General features: G+C 42.6%; 20 protein-coding genes and 1 tRNA gene. 6 read left to right on the top strand and 15 right to left on the bottom strand.

Translation table 11 applies throughout. The features are described from left to right. Positions 1–88 precede the first annotated feature (88 nt). Both ligD and IRJ18_RS10880 read right to left on the bottom strand, forming a co-directional pair. Positions 89–2,818, bottom strand: a complete 2,730-nt coding sequence (ligD, locus tag IRJ18_RS10875) for a DNA ligase D (protein ID WP_194106206.1) — start codon at positions 2,816–2,818, stop codon at positions 89–91. Positions 2,819–2,821: 3 nt separating this feature from the next. Next, positions 2,822–2,998, bottom strand: coding sequence for a DUF3606 domain-containing protein (locus IRJ18_RS10880; RefSeq protein WP_194106208.1), 177 nt, complete (start codon positions 2,996–2,998; stop codon positions 2,822–2,824). A gap of 108 nt (positions 2,999–3,106) precedes the next feature. On the opposite strand from IRJ18_RS10880, the gene IRJ18_RS10885 reads away from it, so the two are divergent. Then, positions 3,107–3,343: a hypothetical protein gene (locus tag IRJ18_RS10885; protein ID WP_194106209.1), complete on the top strand. Its 237-nt coding sequence runs from the start codon at positions 3,107–3,109 to the stop codon at positions 3,341–3,343. Here the strand turns inward: IRJ18_RS10885 and IRJ18_RS10890 are convergent, their stop codons facing one another. The 4 genes from IRJ18_RS10890 to IRJ18_RS10905 all read right to left on the bottom strand — a co-directional run bounded on the left by IRJ18_RS10890 (position 3,344) and on the right by IRJ18_RS10905 (position 5,566). Then, positions 3,344–3,970: a CPBP family intramembrane glutamic endopeptidase gene (locus tag IRJ18_RS10890; protein ID WP_194106211.1), complete on the bottom strand. Its 627-nt coding sequence runs from the start codon at positions 3,968–3,970 to the stop codon at positions 3,344–3,346. Between the two features lie 61 nt (positions 3,971–4,031). Next, positions 4,032–4,622, bottom strand: a complete 591-nt coding sequence (locus tag IRJ18_RS10895) for a DUF4142 domain-containing protein (protein ID WP_194106212.1) — start codon at positions 4,620–4,622, stop codon at positions 4,032–4,034. A gap of 22 nt (positions 4,623–4,644) precedes the next feature. Beyond that, complete coding sequence (locus IRJ18_RS10900) at positions 4,645–4,821, bottom strand: DUF6496 domain-containing protein (protein ID WP_194106216.1); 177 nt, start codon at positions 4,819–4,821, stop codon at positions 4,645–4,647. 31 nt (positions 4,822–4,852) lie between these two features. Continuing rightward, positions 4,853–5,566 (bottom strand): hypothetical protein, encoded by a 714-nt coding sequence (locus IRJ18_RS10905; protein ID WP_228072694.1) that lies wholly within the window; start codon positions 5,564–5,566, stop codon positions 4,853–4,855. A gap of 160 nt (positions 5,567–5,726) precedes the next feature. Here IRJ18_RS10905 and IRJ18_RS10910 point away from each other — a divergent pair, with 160 nt between their 5' ends. Continuing rightward, positions 5,727–5,915: a hypothetical protein gene (locus IRJ18_RS10910; RefSeq protein ID WP_194106221.1), complete on the top strand. Its 189-nt coding sequence runs from the start codon at positions 5,727–5,729 to the stop codon at positions 5,913–5,915. A gap of 53 nt (positions 5,916–5,968) precedes the next feature. Here IRJ18_RS10910 and IRJ18_RS10915 read toward each other — a convergent pair. Further along, positions 5,969–6,039 (bottom strand) — tRNA-Gln (locus IRJ18_RS10915). Positions 6,040–6,095: 56 nt separating this feature from the next. Further along, positions 6,096–6,518, bottom strand: coding sequence for a DUF1801 domain-containing protein (locus tag IRJ18_RS10920; RefSeq protein WP_194106226.1), 423 nt, complete (start codon positions 6,516–6,518; stop codon positions 6,096–6,098). Positions 6,519–6,586: 68 nt separating this feature from the next. Between IRJ18_RS10920 and IRJ18_RS10925 the strand changes: the two genes are divergently transcribed. Together IRJ18_RS10925 and IRJ18_RS10930 are read left to right on the top strand one after the other, a co-directional pair. Further along, a complete protein-coding gene (locus IRJ18_RS10925; RefSeq protein WP_194106229.1) occupies positions 6,587–7,147 on the top strand; it encodes an arylesterase in 561 nt (186 codons plus the stop codon). A 164-nt stretch (positions 7,148–7,311) separates the two neighbouring features. After that, positions 7,312–7,686: a hypothetical protein gene (locus IRJ18_RS10930; protein WP_194106233.1), complete on the top strand. Its 375-nt coding sequence runs from the start codon at positions 7,312–7,314 to the stop codon at positions 7,684–7,686. Positions 7,687–7,986: 300 nt separating this feature from the next. Here IRJ18_RS10930 and IRJ18_RS10935 read toward each other — a convergent pair whose 3' ends face one another. From IRJ18_RS10935 to IRJ18_RS10950, 4 genes are all read right to left on the bottom strand, one after another. After that, positions 7,987–11,421, bottom strand: a complete 3,435-nt coding sequence (locus tag IRJ18_RS10935) for an efflux RND transporter permease subunit (protein WP_194106237.1) — start codon at positions 11,419–11,421, stop codon at positions 7,987–7,989. Positions 11,422–11,446: 25 nt separating this feature from the next. Continuing rightward, complete coding sequence (locus IRJ18_RS10940) at positions 11,447–12,550, bottom strand: efflux RND transporter periplasmic adaptor subunit (protein ID WP_194106241.1); 1,104 nt, start codon at positions 12,548–12,550, stop codon at positions 11,447–11,449. A 34-nt stretch (positions 12,551–12,584) separates the two neighbouring features. After that, on the bottom strand, positions 12,585–13,946 hold the full coding sequence (locus IRJ18_RS10945) for a TolC family protein (protein ID WP_194106242.1): 1,362 nt from the start codon (positions 13,944–13,946) through the stop codon (positions 12,585–12,587). A gap of 81 nt (positions 13,947–14,027) precedes the next feature. After that, positions 14,028–14,642 carry a TetR/AcrR family transcriptional regulator gene (locus IRJ18_RS10950; protein ID WP_194106243.1) on the bottom strand — a complete coding sequence of 205 codons (615 nt, stop codon included), beginning with the start codon at positions 14,640–14,642 and terminating at the stop codon, positions 14,028–14,030. A gap of 173 nt (positions 14,643–14,815) precedes the next feature. Between IRJ18_RS10950 and purB the strand changes: the two genes are divergently transcribed. Further along, the gene (gene purB / locus IRJ18_RS10955) at positions 14,816–16,156 is read left to right on the top strand and encodes an adenylosuccinate lyase (protein WP_194106244.1); all 1,341 of its coding nucleotides are present in this window, start codon (positions 14,816–14,818) and stop codon (positions 16,154–16,156) included. 210 nt (positions 16,157–16,366) lie between these two features. Continuing rightward, positions 16,367–16,918, top strand: coding sequence for a NifU family protein (locus tag IRJ18_RS10960; RefSeq protein WP_194106245.1), 552 nt, complete (start codon positions 16,367–16,369; stop codon positions 16,916–16,918). Positions 16,919–17,112: 194 nt separating this feature from the next. Here IRJ18_RS10960 and IRJ18_RS10965 read toward each other — a convergent pair whose 3' ends face one another. Genes IRJ18_RS10965 through IRJ18_RS10975 form a run of 3 tightly spaced genes read right to left on the bottom strand, consistent with a single transcriptional unit; the run spans position 17,113 to position 19,521 of the window. Continuing rightward, positions 17,113–17,898, bottom strand: a complete 786-nt coding sequence (locus IRJ18_RS10965) for an inositol monophosphatase family protein (protein WP_228072696.1) — start codon at positions 17,896–17,898, stop codon at positions 17,113–17,115. Continuing rightward, positions 17,858–18,346, bottom strand: coding sequence for a GtrA family protein (locus IRJ18_RS10970; protein WP_194106246.1), 489 nt, complete (start codon positions 18,344–18,346; stop codon positions 17,858–17,860). Before IRJ18_RS10970 ends, IRJ18_RS10965 begins: the two co-directional genes overlap by 41 nt. Then, positions 18,346–19,521, bottom strand: a complete 1,176-nt coding sequence (locus IRJ18_RS10975) for a prolipoprotein diacylglyceryl transferase (protein WP_194106247.1) — start codon at positions 19,519–19,521, stop codon at positions 18,346–18,348. Before IRJ18_RS10975 ends, IRJ18_RS10970 begins: the two co-directional genes overlap by 1 nt.

The raw sequence follows: 19,521 nt of genomic DNA on the forward strand, positions 1-19,521 counted from the left end.
CTGATTTTGTATAAACAACTGCCCAATATTTCTTGTTATTAATACAAATTAATTGTGCTTAGTGTACTTAAGATAGTTGCATTCGTGATCATCCAAAAATTTGCTGAGCCTTTTTAATGGTTTTTTCCAGGTCAATCCCTTTACCCAGTACACCCTTAAATAAGTCGCCGGTTTCTTTTAGCCGGTCAACTGAATTAAAGATGGTAAAGTGTTTCATGGTCAATCGGGGTTTTACTTCATCCCATGTAAGTGGCATAGATACAGTAGCGCCTGGCTTGGGCCTTAACGAATATGGCCCTGCAATGGTAGCTCCCGGGCGGTTTTGCAGAAAGTCTAAGTACATTTTACCCTTACGGTTGGCTACCATGCGTTCAAGACTGGTATAATCGGGTATTTGTTTATGCACAAGATTAACGATGATCCGGGCAAACATCTGCGATTGGTCATAATCATATTTTGCCCCTAAGGGGATGTAAATATGCATCCCGGTTGAACCGGATGTTTTTGGGAACGATGGTACTTCTATCGCATCAAGTACTTTCCGCACTTCCTGTGCAGCTTCAATTACCTGGTCGAAGGTGTTTTTATCAGGATCAAGATCAATTACGCAATAATCAGGGTTATCCGGTGATTGTATACGGCTAAACCATGGGTTCATCTCAATACAACCTAAGGATGCCATCCATAATAAGTATGATTCATCTGACCCTACCAGATACTCTTTATGTTCACCTTCGCTGGTAGTGTATGGAAAAGTTTTAGTTACCCAGTCCGGCGCTTTGCCTTTTACATCTTTCTGGTAAAAACTTGGTCCGTGTATGCCATTGGGAAAACGGTTGAGCGACATTGGCCTGTCCTTCAGGTAAGGCAAAATATATTCCGCTATGCGATAGTAATAATTAAACATATCGCGTTTGGTCACACCGTCCTCGGGCCAGTAAACCTTGCTTAAATGAGTAAACTTAAGGTCGTGGCCGCAAATTTTGCGCACCTGTGTTTCATCTTTAGGGTTTAGCAATGTTTTACGGTCGGTATCTTTTGGCGGTTCAATAGCTTTAGCATGTTTGCCCTTCGGCTTCTCCACCTCTTCCACAGTTTCCTCGGTATCTTTTGGTGTTTCCAATATCACCTCCTTCGCTTTTTTATCCATACGCAAACCTTTAAATGATGCCTGACGGAAAATGCCCTCGCTGGTTACCTCGGCAAAATTAACTTCGCCTACCAGTTCAGGTTTTAACCAGGTTGGCTTTGCCCCCAAACGCTGCGGACGAAAACGTGATGGCTTATCTACATCAGGCTCTACGTCAAACGGGCTTTTATCGGTAATTAATGGCTTAAACTCGGCCATCATTTCCTTCTGCAATTTATCTGAAAAGCCTGTGCCCACTTTGCCCACATATTTCAACGTTTTGCCATCGTACACTCCTAAAATCAAAGCGCTGAAGGCTTTGGCAGTCCCTTCGTTTTTTGTGAAGCCGGCTATTACAACCTCCTGGCGACGTTTCACCTTTATCTTCAGCCACTCTTTAGACCGTAGGTCGGATGTGTAAACGCTATCTGCTTTTTTAGCTATGATGCCTTCAAGACCTATTTTTTCGGCAGCATTAAAAAACTCGATACCGCTGGCGGCAAATGTCTTGCTTTGTCTTATGCGGTCATCACCGACAGGCAGCACCTTTTTTAAAATGGCCAGCCGTTGATTAAGCGGCAAGCTCATCAGGTTTTTACCTTCATACCATAAAATATCAAAAACATAATAAATTAAGTTACCATCTGCTTCGCTGCGCCAATTTTGCAGCGCGCCAAAATCGGACACGCCTTTATCATTCAGCACTAATATTTCGCCATCAATAACAGCGTTTATTTTCCAATCGTTAAGTAGCTTATTAATAGGATAATATTTATCGAAAGGGATATTATTACGCGAGATCAGTTCGGCACCAGTGTTGTTAATATGCGCTATAGCGCGGTACCCATCCCATTTTACTTCATACAACCAGTTAGGGTCGTCAAAAGGTTCATCCACCAGGGTGGCTTTCATGGGTTTGATATTTTTTGGGAAGGCTGATTTGGGCGCCGATCTCAGTATAGCATCAACATCAATTATATCCGTATCCACAACGCCCGCAGCCACGTTTTCACCCACCACTTCCTCAGCTTGTTTTTCCAGGCTTTTTTTTTTCGATGTTTTAGCGCCCTTTTCTACGTCCTCTTCGTGCCCGTGCTGCCAAACTTTCTCGCTGGTTTTTTCCATAGTTTCGATGGTTTTGCCGGACAGTATCGATTTGTCCTTTTTGGTAATGTCCTTTTCCGACGCGAATTCGTCTTTGTGTTTGATCAGCAGCCAGCCAGTTTCGCCCATACCATGGGTTTTCACCAACGCGTATTCGCCCTCCAGTTTTTCACCATGCAGCTTTATCTTTAACGATCCTTCGTGGAGTTGCTTTAACAGATGCTTTTCCTGGGCTTTCTTACCTTTTATTTCCTCAATCGGCTCATAGGTACCCTCGTCCCAAACAATCACTGTACCCCCACCGTATTCGCCTTTGGGAATGATACCCTCAAAATTTCGGTAATCAAACGGGTGGTCTTCCACCATCATAGCCAATCGCTTGGTTTTAGGGTCGGTTGATGGGCCTTTAGGTACGGCCCAACTTTTTAATACGCCATCCATTTCCAGCCTGAAATCATAATGCAGGCGCGAAGCATCGTGCTTTTGTATCACAAACATTAAATGATCTTTGTCCTTGCTGCGACCAGCCTTAGGCTCGGTGGTCTTTTCAAAGTCCCGCTTTTTGACATATTCTTTCAGGCCCATATACTATTTTCCTTTCAGGTATTTTGCAACCGCCTCGGCAGAGGTACCCACTTCCTTCACTGCTTTTTTTAATTCATCGCGGGTAACGCCAAACTTTTTAGACCAGTCCTGTAATTCGTAATCTTCGTTCACGTTTATCCTATCCCTGTCCGGGCTACCGGTTTTTGTTTTATTATCCATGGTGTTTATTGTTGTTAATAAATAAATGTTTGTTAATTAATAGTTGATTTAATTTCACAACAATAAGTATTGCAAGTTGGTTTGTATTTTATATAAATTTAATAAATTATGGAAAGATCGACTTTTAGTATTACCGCCAACAAACAGGTTTATAAATTTGAGTTGGCTGAATATCCGCACCATGAAGATGAACAGTGCAAATTTGAAGTATTCCAGAATGGAGAACTGATAGCCGGCTTTGAACCAGACCGCAACGAAGTAGTACGGCTATGCAAAAATCCCGGCAAAGTAGAATTAAGCCTATTACACCAAATAGCCAAACATTTAGAACATTATCAGGTATAATTACATGTAGCCAAGATAAATGGCTGTCAGCATAAAACTATCGTACCAGGCATGAAAAAATATGAGATACCACAAGTTACCTTTAAATTTTTTATAAAGCCAAACCTGAAATAAAGCGAAGATAAAAATCTGTAATACCGCGCCCGTGCCTTCCTGGCAATGATATAGTGCAAAAAGCACACTGGTAATTAGCGCGCTAATGATAAATGCGTGCTTTGAATTGCCAAACCAAACCTTCACACGCGTAAAAATAAACCCTCTGAAAATAATCTCTTCGTATGGGATCACCAATACCCAGGCCAACATCATCAGCAACAGATAATTAAAGAAATGATGATGGAGCGAATCAAAATCGCTGAGATTAGCAGGCTTAAAGCCCAATTTAGCTATAAGTGGGTCCAACAGCCAGTAAGCCAAGGCCGCATATAATAACCCCGTTAAAGTACCATATAAAAACGACCTTACAGAGATATCACTAAAACGAAACCCAATGGTACTGAAATTCTGGTTGTTTATTTTAAGATAGCCCCAAACTATTAGCAAAACAAAAATGGGATAGGCAAACATAGGCAAAACACCAAAATGCGGAAAGATGACCACAAATGCGATCATCAAAATATCCCACATAAAGGCTTTCCAATTTATTTGCACACCAGTTAGATGTAACCAACCGGTTAGAAGTTACAATCTATTTCATCCCTGCTTTTACCTTTTTTATGGCAGCCAGGTGCATTTTCAACACCGGCAAATTCCTTTTTATAAAAAGCTGCATTTCAGGATATTTTACAATTTTGGCGGCTTGTTCAAAATCCTTAATGTCTTGTTCATGGTCTTCTATCATTGCATCCACATAGGCCTGGTCAAACTCCTTTCCTTTTTTGGCCATCAGGTCGGCCTTTAGCTTTTTTTCTTCATTATTTAATGAATCGGGTAAAACAATATGTTTGCTATCGGCTAAACCTTTCATTTCATCATTTATAGTGGAATGGTCCTTTATCATCATCGCACCAAAATCTCTCACCTGCATGGTAGTGCCCTGGTTTCGCGCCAGTTTACCCAACTCTACTTCGGCCATACCGCCATTAGCGGCAGCTACAGCAAACTTTGCATCATCGCCGCTTATTTCAGTAGCGGGTACACCGGGTGTTTTAGCTTCAGACGAATCGTTAGTGTGGTTAATGCTATCAGCCTTGGCTGTACTATCTTTTGGTGTATTGTTGCAACCTGCAAGGGTAAAAACCGAGCAGGTTAGCAACAATACTTTTGTTATCTTTCTCATTAAAGTAAATATTAATACTGGTTTATGATTTCTTTTTCGGCACTTTAGCCCCTTCTTTACGTGCTTCGGATAATCCGATAGCTACGGCTTGTTTTTTTGAAGTTACTTTTTTACCGCTACCGCTTTTTAGCTTACCTTCTTTCATCTCGTGCATGGTCTTTTCCACCTTGTGGCCGGCCTTTTCTGAATATTTCGCCATAATGTATATTTATTGTTGTTACTAATATTAATTATTGTTCAAAATACAGGTATATTTCATTCCCAATAGCATCCACCAGGCCCTGGTCTACCCTATCCATTTTCCAGCCGCTTTTTGCGCAGCGTATAATGCCCAGGTTCTCATCATTCAATGTTACTTCAACCTCATAGCAGAAATCCTCATTACAAGTTTCGGATATGGATACGCCCTCGCCTTTATAAAGCACCCCCTCGTATTCAAATTCAAGCGGGATAGGTTCTTTTTCCAATTGAGTAACAATCTCTTTTAAAAATTGTATCAAATGTTTCCGCTGTGTTGGCGTTTTAGTATTCCATTTAGCTTTGTCAGCGCGTTTATGGGCCAGCTTAAACTTAATACCGGTCATTTCGGTAGAATAATCGTTGGCGTTAAGCTTTTTTACATGCTGATGGGCTAAGATGTACCATTGATATTCGGTACCTACCGGTACACCTGAATTTTCGGGTGCATGCCCTACACGGCGTTTGGTTACCGCATAGGATATTTCCCACAAATCAGGGGTTATTTTGGTTTCTTTCCAGTCGCCTTCATCATAATGCCAATGATGCCCGCGACCAATTTGCATACCCGTATACTGCTGGCCGCCAAATTTTTTGTACCGGTTATAGCTGGCCGATAAATTTTTGCCGGGAGACTTCTTAGCAGCGGCGCTACCTGCCTTAGTAGCGACCTTACGTGTAGCTTTTTTTGCTGTTACAGTTGCCATTGCTGTATAACGTTAACAGTTAGTTTAACATCACTAATAAAGTTTGGTTTTAACTTTAATAAGTTTTGTTTTCCCGCAAAAATTTTGCTTCTATATTCACCTCTGATAAAATATCCATCACAACTATACGTTTTAAATAAAGGGAAATAACACAACTTTTATGGCAACGGACAATAAAGAAAATGTTTCTTTACCATGGGGAAAGAAACTAAGGACCGAAGGCCCGATATCTGAAAAAGATGAACAAGGTAAGGCTACTGAGCATAACCGGAAAATACAAGCGAAAGCTTTAAAAAAATGGCGGGCAACACACCCGGAAGAAAAGCAGGTTATCATTAATAAACGATAAACTATTAGTAGCAAAAAAAACTTTCAGATAAACTGAAAGGTTTTTTTGCTTAGTTCCCATGCATGGATTCGAACCACGACAAGCAGAGTCAGAGTCTGATGTGCTACCGTTACACCACATGGGAGTTTTTGGTGGCCGCAAATTTAACGATTTTTGGTAATATATTACCAGTTCTAATATTTAACCAGGATATTGTTGCCTGGTGTGGGCTGCCCCTGTGGTAATAATGTTTTCCAGTACCCCCATATCTACATCGGCCAGTTTTTTAACGTACAGGCAGCCTTTAGCAGCTTTGTGCCTACCCAATTTGGCCAGCAGGGCATCCTGACCCGGCGCGCCTAACTTTACATACAGGCTAATGTTTGCCGCACGCGGCGAGAACCCCACCAGGCACATATCGCCTTCGCGACCGCTATCGTATTTATAATGGTATTTATCAAAGCCTATAATAGCCGTACCCCACATGGTGGCCGGCTGGCCGGTTACTTTTTCCATTAGTGCTATCAGCGTATCGCAATCTTTGCGCAGCGCTGCGTCTGATACTTTTGTATCAAGAAATTTGTTGACGGAATCTTTGGTTTCCAGGGTTTTGTTTTCGGCCATAGTGAAATATGAATTAGGTATGATAAATATACAAAAACAATATAAGCCGCGCAGCTATTTAATGGCTAATGAAAACCATTTTGTTTTTCGGCGATAGCCTGACCGTCGGGTATGGTCTCGGTTCTGTTAATACCGAATCATTCCCTGCGCTGATAGACCAACGGATCATGACCGAAGGCCTTTCATACCGGGTAATCAACGCCGGTGTAAGTGGCGACACCAGCTCGGGTGGCTTAAACCGTCTGGATTATTGGCTTAGCCGGCCTATTGATGTTTTTGTGCTGGAACTGGGCATCAACGATCTTACCCGCCGCATACCGCCGTCTATTACCTATCAAAACCTAGAAGCTATTGTTAAAAAGGTTTTGGCTAAGTATCCTAACGTAAAACTTGCGCTAATGGGCATGGAACTTCCAAGGTTCATCCCTGGTGCTATGATCACCGAGTTCAGGGCTATTTACAAGCGGCTGGCCGATACTTATCAGATGGCGTTTGTGCCCTTCTTTTTGCAGGGTGTAGCCGGGATTGGCAACCTTAATTTGCGAGATGGCATACACCCCAACGCTACAGATTACCGCACAATTGCCAATAACGTCTGGCCCGTTTTAAGGCCCTTGCTGGACGGTTAATGTCACCGCAAAAAAATATTTTCACTAATAGGCACCCAACTATTGTTTTGTAACGTAATTGTTAATAATTTCATCTAAATTTCATCCTGAGGCGCAACAATAACTGCCCAAAGGTTGCCGTTGTAACATTGTTTGATTGTTCATTTAGGTAAACGAGAAAAGATATGGAGAAACTGAATGACCCCAAAAGTATCCTGGCTCATTTGCAGCAACTATTGCAGCAGATAAAGCGCCTGGGTACATTTACCTACAGCGAAAGCAACGCCTTCGCATTAACCCTGTTAAACCGTAAACGCCAGGAGTTAGAGGACCACCTGGTAAAGGTAGTCCCTGAAGTGGCCCCACCTATTCAGCAAATTCACCAAAGCCGAACGATGAAAGCCATACTGCTTTGTTATCACCCTGTTCAGCGCAAGTTAAAAGCTATTGATCGTAGCCTTGAAACTTACTATCGTGATGGCTTGGCCGGCTTACAAAAAGAAGTAGAAGCATTAATTGCTTTAATTACTTCACCTATCCTGAAAATACAGGTATCCTGATTTAGCAATGTCAAAAAGTGCTTGTCAAATATCATTTAAGCATGTTTTTGGTCGCAAACTTATTTAAATGTTAACATTTTGTTAAATTATATAAAAAGTTTGCTAAAAGTGTAAAAGTGACATATATTTGTGCCATACTTTTTAAATAAAGTCTCTCACACATAAGGTTTATAATTGGTTAGTAAAGGCCCCTGCTCATCAGGGGCCTTACTTGTTTAAGGCCTGTAGCACCAAACAATAAAAAAGGCCACCTGATATCGCTATCAAACGGCCTTGCTGATTTTTGGGGATCAGATATCTTTAAGCTTCAGCTAATTCAGCCTCTGCTATTTCCTTCTTTTCTTTTTTACCGAATAGACGGTTTTTCAGGTTTACCCTGATCAGGTACATACATGGTACTAATATTAGGGTAATGATAGTAGCGAAACCAAGACCGAAGATCATGGTCCAGGCCAGCGGGCCCCAGAATGCTACGTTATCGCCACCAAAGTGAATGTGTGGTGCAAAGTGCGCAAACATCTCCACAAAATCGATATTGAAGCCTACGGCCAGTGGTAATAAGCCTAATATAGCTGCGGTAGCGGTTAGCAACACCGGCGTCATACGGGTATGGCCGGCTTCCACAACAGCGTCGTGCACACTTACCCCCTGCTCTATCAGCATATCGGTAAATTCAACCAGTAATATACCGTTACGTACCACAACCCCGGCTAAGGCAATAATACCTATACCGGTCATTACAATGGTCATGGTCATGCCGCAAAGGCTGATACCCAAAAGCACGCCGATGATGCTAAGCACAATCTCAGAAATAATGATCAGCGTTTTACCTATCGAGTTAAACTGGATCATCAATATGATTAAAATTAAACCCGCAGATGTTAGCAAAGCGCCGCCCAAAAACGTCGCCGCTTCCTTCTGGTCTTCCTGGCCACCACCCTGCCTGATGATCACATCATCCGACTTTTTAAAGTTTTTGATGGCTGCTAATATTGCGGCGTTTACATCATTAGGGTTATAAGGTTTAATAACACTTGATCCTAAGGTTAATACCCGGCGCTGTTGCTTGTGTTTAATGTTGCTATAAGTATTTGTATAACGAACATCGGTAAAAGCCGAGATTGGCACCTGGCGAATTGCACCGCCTGTGGCCATATCGCGATAGGTGATCTTCAAATTTCGCAACTCATCAATATTACTGCGCTGGCTTTCTAATGCCCTCACTTTAATTTGATAGTCATCTTCTTTAGTATTCCGGTAATCACCAGCCTTGGCGCCAAATATAGCAGTACCCAGTGTTTGGGTGATCTGGCCGCTGCTGATACCTTCGCGGTTAGCGCGTTCACGGTCTATATCAAATACAACTTCCGGCTTATCGCTTTGCACATCGGCCACCAGGTTCTCAATACCCGGGATGTTTTGTTTGGCCAGGTAGTTTTTCAACCGGTTGCCGGTAGCTACCAGGGTGTCTACATTGTCGCCAATAATTTCAATACTGATATCTTTTTGTACCGGCGGGCCGCCATTTTCCTGCGCTACCGATATTTTCGCGCCAGGCACGCCTTGCACGGCAGCACGGATGTTTTGCAATATCTTTTTAGTGTCCTTACCGTGGCGTTTACCAAATTCAACAAAGGCCACGGTTACTTTACCCTTATTCTCGTAGTCGCCCTGGTCCTCATCAGTAGGGTCGGTTACACCTTTGGTTACGTTTGATATTACTGATGATACGATATCTTTATCGGGTTCAACAACTTTGGCTACGCGCTGCTCAAGCTTGCGGGTTACCTCATTTGTTGTAGCCTGGTCGGTACCAATAGGCATGGCTATGTATACATAAGCAAAGTTAGGGTCGCCCGATGGGAAAAATACAGGCGTTTTGCCCAAAAACATGGTACATAAAATAGAGACCACAAAAAGCCCTACTGTACCGCCCAATACCACGCCCGGTCTGTGCACCGCGCGTTCAAGCCATTTGGCATACCACGCCTGGAATTTAGGCCATATGTTGGTTTGGAACCTGTCTATCACCTTTAACAACACAAAATGGTTTAAAAGATATAATAAGATACATAGCACCAGGAAGTTGCCCATGCCCATGGTCCATTTACCGGCAGCAAACATTAAGTAGCTGAATGCGGCTAAGCCTGCTAAAATAAGCGTGGTGCGTTTGGTTTTCTTATCAAAACGCATATGCTCGTGTTCGCCGCTTACGTGTGGTTTCATAAAATCAACCGCGAACACCGGGTTCATGATATAAGCCACCACTAACGATGCCAGCAAGGTAATGATCAGCGTAATTGGCAGGAAGAACATGAAGTGCCCTATCAAGCTGTTCCAGAATGCTAATGGAATAAATGGAGCTAAGGTGGTCATGGTACCTGAAAATACAGGAAGGAATACTTCACCAGCCGCCATTTTTGCCGCTTCTTTAATAGGTACTTTGCCGTTATCAAAAATACGGTGTGTGTTTTCAATTACTACAATCGCATCATCCACCACAATACCCAAGGCCAGCAGGAACGAGAACAACACGATCATATTCAGTGTGAACCCAATAGCCGGCATCACCAGGAAGGCAATGAAACAAGATAACGGTACCGACAGCGCTACGAAAATAGCGTTGGTAGTACCCATGAAAAACATCAGGATAACTGTTACCAAAATAAAACCGATAACAATAGTGTTGATCAGGTCATTCAGTGTAGTACGTGTTTTGTCTGACTGGTCGCCGGTTACGGTAATGTTTAACCCTTTAGGAAAAACTGTTTTCTGTTTCTGTTTTATCAGTTCATTTATCTTGTCCGAAGCCTCGATCAGGTTTTCGCCGGCACGTTTACTTACATTTAAGGTAATTACGTTTTTAAAATTCGGCTCGTTAGGTGTTTTTAAACGCGCATAGCTTTCCTGCTCTAAAAACGAATCTTTAACTTCAGCAATATCACGCAGGTACACCGTTTGCCCTTTAGGGTTGCGGATGGCCATGGCTTTCACCTCGTCGGCATTTTTAAAATCCTGTTTAATGTCGATACTGCGGCGTATACCGTCGGTCTTGATGGTACCGGCAGATGCCAGGATATTCTCGTTACCGATAGCCGTTATAATATCGCCAAAGCTTATTTGCGCAGCAGCCATCTTGTTCAGATCAACATTTACCTGTATCTCAGGCGTAAGCGCACCTACTTCATCAACTTTCGATATCTCCTTATAGCTTTCTATATCATCCTTCAATAAATCGGCATATTCCTTTAATTTCTTAAGGTCGTAATCGCCTGAGATGTTGATATAAAGAATAGGTAAATCGGCAACGTTAATATCAGATATTACCGACTCTTTTAGGTTGTTATCATTTTGCGGCAAATCCTGTTTGGCTTTATCAACCGCGTCCTTAACATCTATCTTAGCATCTTTGATGTTAATATTAGCCTGAAATTCCGCTGTAATAATAGATACGTTTTGTACCGAGTTTGAGGTTACCTTTTTTAACCCTTTAAGCGATTTCAGTTGTTTCTCTATTTGTCTTGTTACCAGGTTTTCCACGTTTTGCGGAGACTGCCCTAACCAGGAAGTAGTAACAAACACTTTTGATTGCGCTATATCCGGAAAGTTCTCTTTCGGTAAATTATTATAGCTAACCAAGCCCAATACCGTGATCAGAAATACGAGCACGTATATAGCGGTTTTATTATCGATAGCCCAGCTTGAGGGGCCGAATTCTTTGTGAAGATCTTTCATAATGTTCAGATCAAATGTTTAATAATTAATTACCAGACGCTAAAACCTTCACCTTGTCGCCATCTTCAATATCAGACGCTCCTTCGGTTATCAATTGGTCCCCCGCTTTTAGCCCCGATAATATTTCGGTTTGGCCGCCGTAGGTCGCACCCGCTTTTACTATTGTTTTTTTAGCAATACCGTTTGCATTTAAAAACACATAATCGCCGGTCTCCGATTTTTGGATAGCCTTCACAGGGATAACTACAGCATTGTTTTTGGTATAGCTGGCCACGTTTAAAATAGCGGTCATATTTGGGCGTAGCGTTTTGCGCTGCGGCAATTTAACTTCAATAGCAAAGCTTCTTGAAGTAGGATCGATCACCTTAGCTGCGAACGTCACGTTGGTGATTAACGAGTCGTTAGCATCAGGTATCAGCACTTTAACTTTATCGCCCTGGTTAATTGAACCTGAATAGGATTCCGGCACATCGGCCTTAACTTTTAACAAATCTGCATTAACAATGCGGATACCGGTTTGTCCTGGCATGGCTGCCTGGCCTAATTTAAGGTCCATTTGGTCAACAGTACCATTAATCGGCGACTTGATGGTATACATAGCCGATTGTTCGCGCAGGGCGGCTACTTGTTTCAGACCGGCTTCATAATTAGTTTTAGCTTGCAGGAATTGCACCTCAGTACCAATCTTTTGATCCCACAGGTTTTTCTGGCGCTGATAAACCGTATTGGCCAGGCTTAATTGTGCCTGGGCCTGGGCTATTTGCTGCCTTAGTACGCTATTGTCTAATTGTACCAAAACCTGGCCCCTGCCCACATGCTGACCGGCTTTTACATAAATGTTGGTAATAGTACCCTGCATTTGCGGGTAAGCTGTTACGTTGTCCTGCGCATCAATTTTACCCTGTATCTGGGCATAATTAGTAAACGTTTGCGTTTTTACTTCGGCGACGCTCACGTCCGTAACTTTTGATGAATCGGGCGCAGGGTGTTCGGCTTCTATCTTACCAATCTGGGCAGTAATATCTGCCTGTTGTTTTTTCAGGTCGGCTAATTGCGCTTTATAGTCTTTAGGTTTTTGACTGCAAGCTGCCAAAGCCATTGCTGCTGATATGTATAATATTTTTTTCATGATGTTGTTGTGTTTATGTGTGATCAGGTAAATGTTATTTAATGCGACCATAAGCCTGGTCAAGGTTAACTTTATTAATTAGCGCATCATACAAAGCTTGTATATATTCGTTATCCGATGTTTCTAAAGCTGTTTGCGCCTGGGTAACTTCAAGGCTCGACCCTACGCCCTGGCCATATTTTATTTTGGAAACCCGTAATACTTCGTTAGCTAATGCCTGGTTACGTTTTTGATTGTTAAGCGAGTTCAAGCTGTTAACAAAACTTACGCGTGCAGCAGTGGCTTGCAGGGTAAGCCCGTTTTTTGCATTGTTTAACATGTTTTGCGATTTTTGCACTTCAAACTGAGATTGTTTCACTCGTGCATCGCGCTGAAAGCCACTAAAAATAGGTATATTGATATTAAGACCAATATAACTGCTTGGATACATATGGTTGTATAAATAGCGCGTGTGATTCTCCTGAAATACAGCCGAGTAACCGCCAACTGCTGCAATAGAAGGTAACAGGTCTGCTTTTTTAGCCTTTACATCCAGTTCATTTAGTTTTTTATTTGTTTCCAATAATTGATACTCTATCCTGTTACGATAAAAGGTAGTATCCACACTATTTTCCAACGCAGCACTTTCCAGGTTAATATCCGACAATTTATCAGTCAGCATCAGTTCATCACCTATTGGCATCCCCATTTGAAACTTCAGCATGGCATAATTTAATGTCAGCGCGCGCTGTACATTATCCCGATTGGTTACCAGATTATTGTATTGCACGTTTAGCCGGTCAACATCTATTTTCTCTACAAAACCCTGCTTGTTTTGCTGAGTGGTTTCATTTACCTGTTGTTTCAATTGGTTAATGTTGGCATCAAGCAGTTTTACCTGTTCATTACTTACCAGTACCTGATAATAAGCTTTAGTTACCGCTATATTAGTTTGTATACGCGAACGGTTTAAATTACGCTCAGATAGTTCTTTGTAAGTTTTTACGGCCTGTAATCCTACTAAAAACGTTCCACTAAACAGTAATTGACTGGCTTGTATAGCATAAGTATTATTATACTTTACAGCGCCAAAAGGAAACTGGATTAATGGCGCGTTAGGATCAATAGGGGCACCACTTAAAAAGTTAGGGCCTACTGTTGCGGGGGCTTTTAAAAAATCCTGAAACGATATAGATCCATTCACCTGGGGTAAGCCCTGGCCTTTAGTTTCACGCACTTTTTGATCGGCGCTTAATATATCCAGCTTAGCATTTTTCACCGAATCCTGGTGTTCATAGGCATAATTAATACAGTCCTGCAAACTAAAGTTATGCGTTTGCTTATTGGGTGGTGCCTGCTGTGCCATGCCTTTCAGCAAAACAAAGCTGCACATTAATGTTATTGCTATTTTTCTCATGTAATGTATATATTGTGATGTGTACTATGTTTATTGTTGTAGCAAAACTGCAACCCGGTTGCGACAACCCTATGTCAGCAGTTAATCTTGTTTATTCACATTTTTATATTTTTCTAATAGTTTATATCCTTCAAGCGTACAAATGCCGTAGTTAAAATGCTCTAAAAACTGCTGCTGCACTGCCCAGGGGCTAAATTCGTGCGGTGGAAAAATAGCCGTGTTAAAACCCATTTCTACCTGGTTCATCCGCATGCGTGCTATTACCTTCACATCTATTTCGGGCCTGATGTAGCCTTGTTCTTTCCCTTGTTTAAGCAAGTTTTCCAACGTTTGCAATACTACATTCGATTTAAATTGCTGCACCAGTTCCCAACCTTCAGGATGATACTTTTGCAGATCGTACATCAGGATAGGATTGGCGCGCGCCGCTATCTCTTCCGAACATTTCATCATCTCCAGCAACTGCTCTATCACGTTGTCATATTTCTGCATTATTTCCAGCATTTGCTGTTCGTCCTCGGCCATCCGCTGCTTTACAAGGGCAATTACCAATTCATTTTTGTCTGTAAAAAACTGGTAGATAGTTTTTTTTGATACAGCCAAATGTTTGGCAATATCATCCATGGTTACGCTTTTAATTCCTGCGCGGAAAAAAAGCTCCAGGCTACCTGCTAATATTCTTTCTTTTTGACTCATTGACTTACAGGGTCAAAACTAAGGAAACATTTTTTGATTTCAAAGTTTCCATGCAAAATTACATTTTGCAGACCGAAAGCCGGAAAGTCCGGTAATCCGCAAATTCCTTTTGTCTTTCGGACTTCCTCACTAAAAGTTATCTTTGCAAAAACTTATCTTTTATCTATATGACGATGCTTACGCCATTATTGGCCATCTCTCCTGTCGACGGACGTTACCACAACGCAACTGCTGAACTATCGGATTACTTTTCGGAATACGCACTGATAAAATACCGTGTGTTTGTTGAGGTAGAGTATTTTATAGCATTGTACGAACACCCGCTGCCGCAGCTACGGGATTTTGATAAAAGTTTAAAAGAAAAGTTACAGGATATTTATAAAAATTTTTCGGCCGAAGATGCTGAAAGCATTAAACTGATAGAGAAAACCACCAACCACGATGTAAAAGCGGTTGAGTATTTTATTAAGAAAAAGTTTGACGAATTAGGCCTGGCCGAATACAAAGAGTTTATCCACTTTGGTTTAACATCACAGGATATTAATAACACCGCCATCCCCTACAGCTTTAAAATGGCCTTGCTGGATGTGTATTACCCCGCCATCACCAGCTTGTTAGCCGCTTTAACCCAGCGTGCTAACGAATGGGAAGCGGTACCTATGCTGGCCCACACCCACGGTCAGCCGGCATCGCCGACACGGTTGGGGAAAGAGATCAGGGTATTTATTGAACGCCTGGAAAAACAACTGGCTTCGTTACAGTTAATACCCGCATCAGCTAAATTTGGTGGGGCAACCGGTAATTTCAATGCCCACCATATTGCCTATCCGCAAATTAACTGGAAGGCTTTCGGGGATAAATTTGTGAATGGTCAATTAGGTTTGACACGTTCGGAATATACCACCCAGATTGAGCACTACGATAACTTTGCCGCCCAATGCGATGCACTGAAACGCGTGAACAACATATTAATAGACCTTAACCGCGACATGTGGACCTATATTAGCATGAACTACTTTAAGCAGCAAATAAAAGCCGGCGAGGTAGGGTCATCGGCCATGCCGCATAAGGTTAACCCAATAGATTTTGAAAACTCGGAAGGTAACCTGGGTATTGCCAATGCGGTGTTTGAACACTTAGCGGCAAAACTACCTATCTCCCGCCTGCAGCGCGATTTGACCGACAGTACTGTGTTGCGTAACATTGGCGTACCAGTAGCCCATACGCTCATCGCTATTAAATCGACCCTGCGCGGACTGAATAAATTATTACTGAATGAAAGCGCTATCAACGCCCACTTGGAAGCCAACTGGGCGGTAGTTGCCGAGGCTATCCAAACCATACTGCGCCGCGAAGGTTACCCTAACCCATATGAGGCTTTAAAAGAACTCACCCGCACCAACACGCAGGTAAACGCCGCCACCATTGCTGAATTTGTGGAAACTTTAAACGTAAGTGATGCGGTAAAAGCGGAATTGAAAGCGATTACGCCGGGGAATTATACGGGGGTGTAAGTATAAATCAGCGTCATGCCGAACTTGTTTCGGCATCTCACATGCATAGCTATAAACACAGTTGACCTTCTGATGGGATGCCGAAACAAGTTCGGCATGACGTAGTGGTAGTTGCGGTGTCTTATAAGTCATACACAGGTCAAAACAAACAAGCGTACTACTTTCAATCAAAAACCTGCTTACATTTGTTAACTATAAAATTGTACCGTCATGAATATCAACGTATATACCGAATCGACACCCAACCCGGCAACCATGAAGTTCATTGTGAACAAGTTGCTGATCAATGGCAGTGTGGATTACCCTACTAAAGAAAGCGCCGAAAAATCTCCTTTTGCTAAGGAATTATATAAATTCTCGTTTGTAAACGGGGTATTCTTTGCCAGCAACTTTGTAACGGTTACTAAAACCGAAGGTGTGGAATGGAACGATATTGAGGCCATTGTTAAAGAATTTGTTAAAGGCGCGGTTGAAAGCGAACTGAAAGTACAAGCTGAAGAACAAGCTGAAGACGTAGCTTTTGAAGGTACCGACGCCGAAGTTAAAATACAGCAAATACTGCATGATTACGTTCGCCCGGCGGTTGAGCAGGATGGCGGCGCTATCAGCTATAAATCATTTAACGATGGTGTGGTAACTGTAGAGCTGCGTGGTTCATGCAGCGGCTGCCCGTCATCAACCATCACGTTGAAATCGGGCATCGAGAACCTGCTTAAACGCATGGTGCCAGAGGTTACTGAAGTAGTGAGTGAAGCAATGTAATTGGGACAGAGATTAGTTAATTAGAGATTAGTTATAAAACGAAAAGAGCCGCAATGAGCGGCTCTTTTCGTTTTATAAAGTTCTGTCATTGCGAGCGATAGTGCGGCAATCTCGTAGCATGCAAATCAAACTACGAGATTGCCGCGTCACCCTTATGCACCCAGCCTCGCTGCTCCTCGCAATGACATATGGGTTTAGAAATACTTCTGAATAGTCTCCAGCAACTCCCCCGTTATCTTTCCATTAGTAGCCAGCAACTCCCTTGCTTCCATCACCTCCTGGCCACCTTTGTAATTCACTACGTCGCCGCCGGCCTGACGTACGATTACCACACCCGCGGCAATATCCCATGCATTAAGGTTGTATTCATAAAAAGCCTCGAAACGGCCACAGGCTGTATATGCCAGGTCAACCGCGGCCGAACCTATACGGCGCAGGCCATGGCAGCTTTTCATCAATTCAGTGAACAGTGCTATATAAGCCGGTTGCTTGCTGAAATCGTAATACGGAAAACCAGTCGCAAGCAGGCTGTCAGCTATTTTAGGTTTGTTGCTTACGCGGATCTCTTTTCCGTTCAGGTAGGCCGGCTGTCCTTTGCAGGCATAAAAACATTCGTCCAGGTTTACTTCATACACTACACCCAAAACCAGTTCGTCGTATTCCTTTAGCGCAATACTTACCGAAAAACAGGGCAAGCCGTGGATAAAATTAGTGGTACCATCCAATGGGTCGATGATCCAGTTATAGCGCTCGGCTACAGTGGTTTTGGTTTTTTCTTCAGTAATAAAACCCGCTTCGGGCAATACCTTCTCCAGTTCAGATACGATGATCTGCTCGGCGGTTTTATCTACATAAGAAACCATATCGTTCAGGCCTTTATATTCAATCTTATCAGGATCGAATTTAGCGCGCTCCTGCCGGATAAAAGCCCCGGCTTGTTTAGATATTACTACTACTTGGTTCAGTATCTGTTCCAGCATGATGGCGTAAGGATAAACTAAATGAAAATGCTTTATGGATAAAAAAACTGGCAAAAAATAAGCTTAACGCGGCCAGCGGGCGCGCAAGCGGCGGGTACATATTCAAGTCATTCACGGCAAGTTCCAGCAAAAATTGATTGGCGAAAAACCCAATAACAGCAACCGCCGTAAACCTAAAAAATTGTTTAGAGAAACTTGTTTTGGATTCAGTGAAAACAATGTAGCGTGTCATCAGGAAATTTACCATTACGCCGGCAAAGAATGATACGGCCAGCGATAAGGTAAAATTGCGTAAACGCGCATTGAACACGTTGTAATACTTTTGTTCGAAAATATTGTGATAAAACAGATAAAAACAAATAATATCAACTAAAAAACCCAGACCTGCCGACAAAACAAACCTGGCTACCTGGTTTTTTGATAAACGCTTAATTAACGATTGCGGCATTAGGCTTTGGCAGTTTTTTTATGATGACGCGTTCGCGATGCGTTTATAATTAAACCTATACCGGCTAAAATCAATATCAGCGATATTAGCTCGGCCTGAGTAAATGGAATACCCGCTACGTGGTATTTGGTATTCACACGTATCAATTCAATAAAGAAGCGTTCTATCCCATTCAATATTAAATATATACCGAAGAATTTACCCGGACCCTTTATCCTATCCCGTATCTGCCATAAAAAGATGAATAGCAACAGGCATATTACACACTCGTAAAAAGAAGTTGGGTAAACTGCTTCCTTCAGCGCGTAGCAAAATTTGCCTACACAGTTAGGCAGGTGATTATCATGATCGACCCCGTTAACGTTATGCGGGAAATTGAAAGACCACATCCAATCCGGCGTCCAGCTTAACCAATGCGGTCTCGACGCTAAATTGCTGGGTATTCCCCAATCGCCATCGCCCGACATTTGACAGCCTATACGGCCAACGGCGTACGCCAGCATCATGCCCGGCCCGCCAATATCCAGCATGGTAAGCGGTTTAATGCCGTGCTTGTTGGCAATATATAGTACTGCTGCACCACCGCAGATCAAACCGCCATAGAAGGTCAGTCCGCTGAAGCCGACAAGCATGCCTACCGGGTCTTTCATAAAATCGTCCCAGTTCTCTAAAGCGTTAAAAAGCTTGGCGCCGGCAAAGCCAAAAACAGCCGCCCATAATAAAATGCTGCCTAATAACTCGTAAGGGTGTGCGGTCACCTCAACTTTTTTTGGTTCAGGTAAGGCCTGTTTTTTTGCTTCATAATAAGCCCAGTAAGCAAATATGATGGCAAAAACCACCCCGCCGCTCCAGTTGCCCCGGGTTGATAATATAAAATCCTGTGTATTATCAATTAAAGCGCTGTAGTTTAAAACTGCGTCAATTAATTTATAGCCTATGATAAAGCCGAATACGGCATTACCAAATATCTCGGCAAATGATGGCGCTTTACCTACAATAACTGTCCGTTTAAACGGGTGTATCTCGCCCAGCCTTTCCCGGCGCTTAAATTCCTGGCCGAAAGCCCAATAGGCGGCCATAAAAGCCAGGGCCACAAAAAAGCCGAACGTTTGAAACGGAAGCGGTATATCTTTCCCGGTAAAGTATTGTATAAGCGACGAAAGGGTTGGAAACAT

The organism is Mucilaginibacter boryungensis (assembly GCF_015221995.1).
Lineage (GTDB): Bacteria > Bacteroidota > Bacteroidia > Sphingobacteriales > Sphingobacteriaceae > Mucilaginibacter > Mucilaginibacter boryungensis.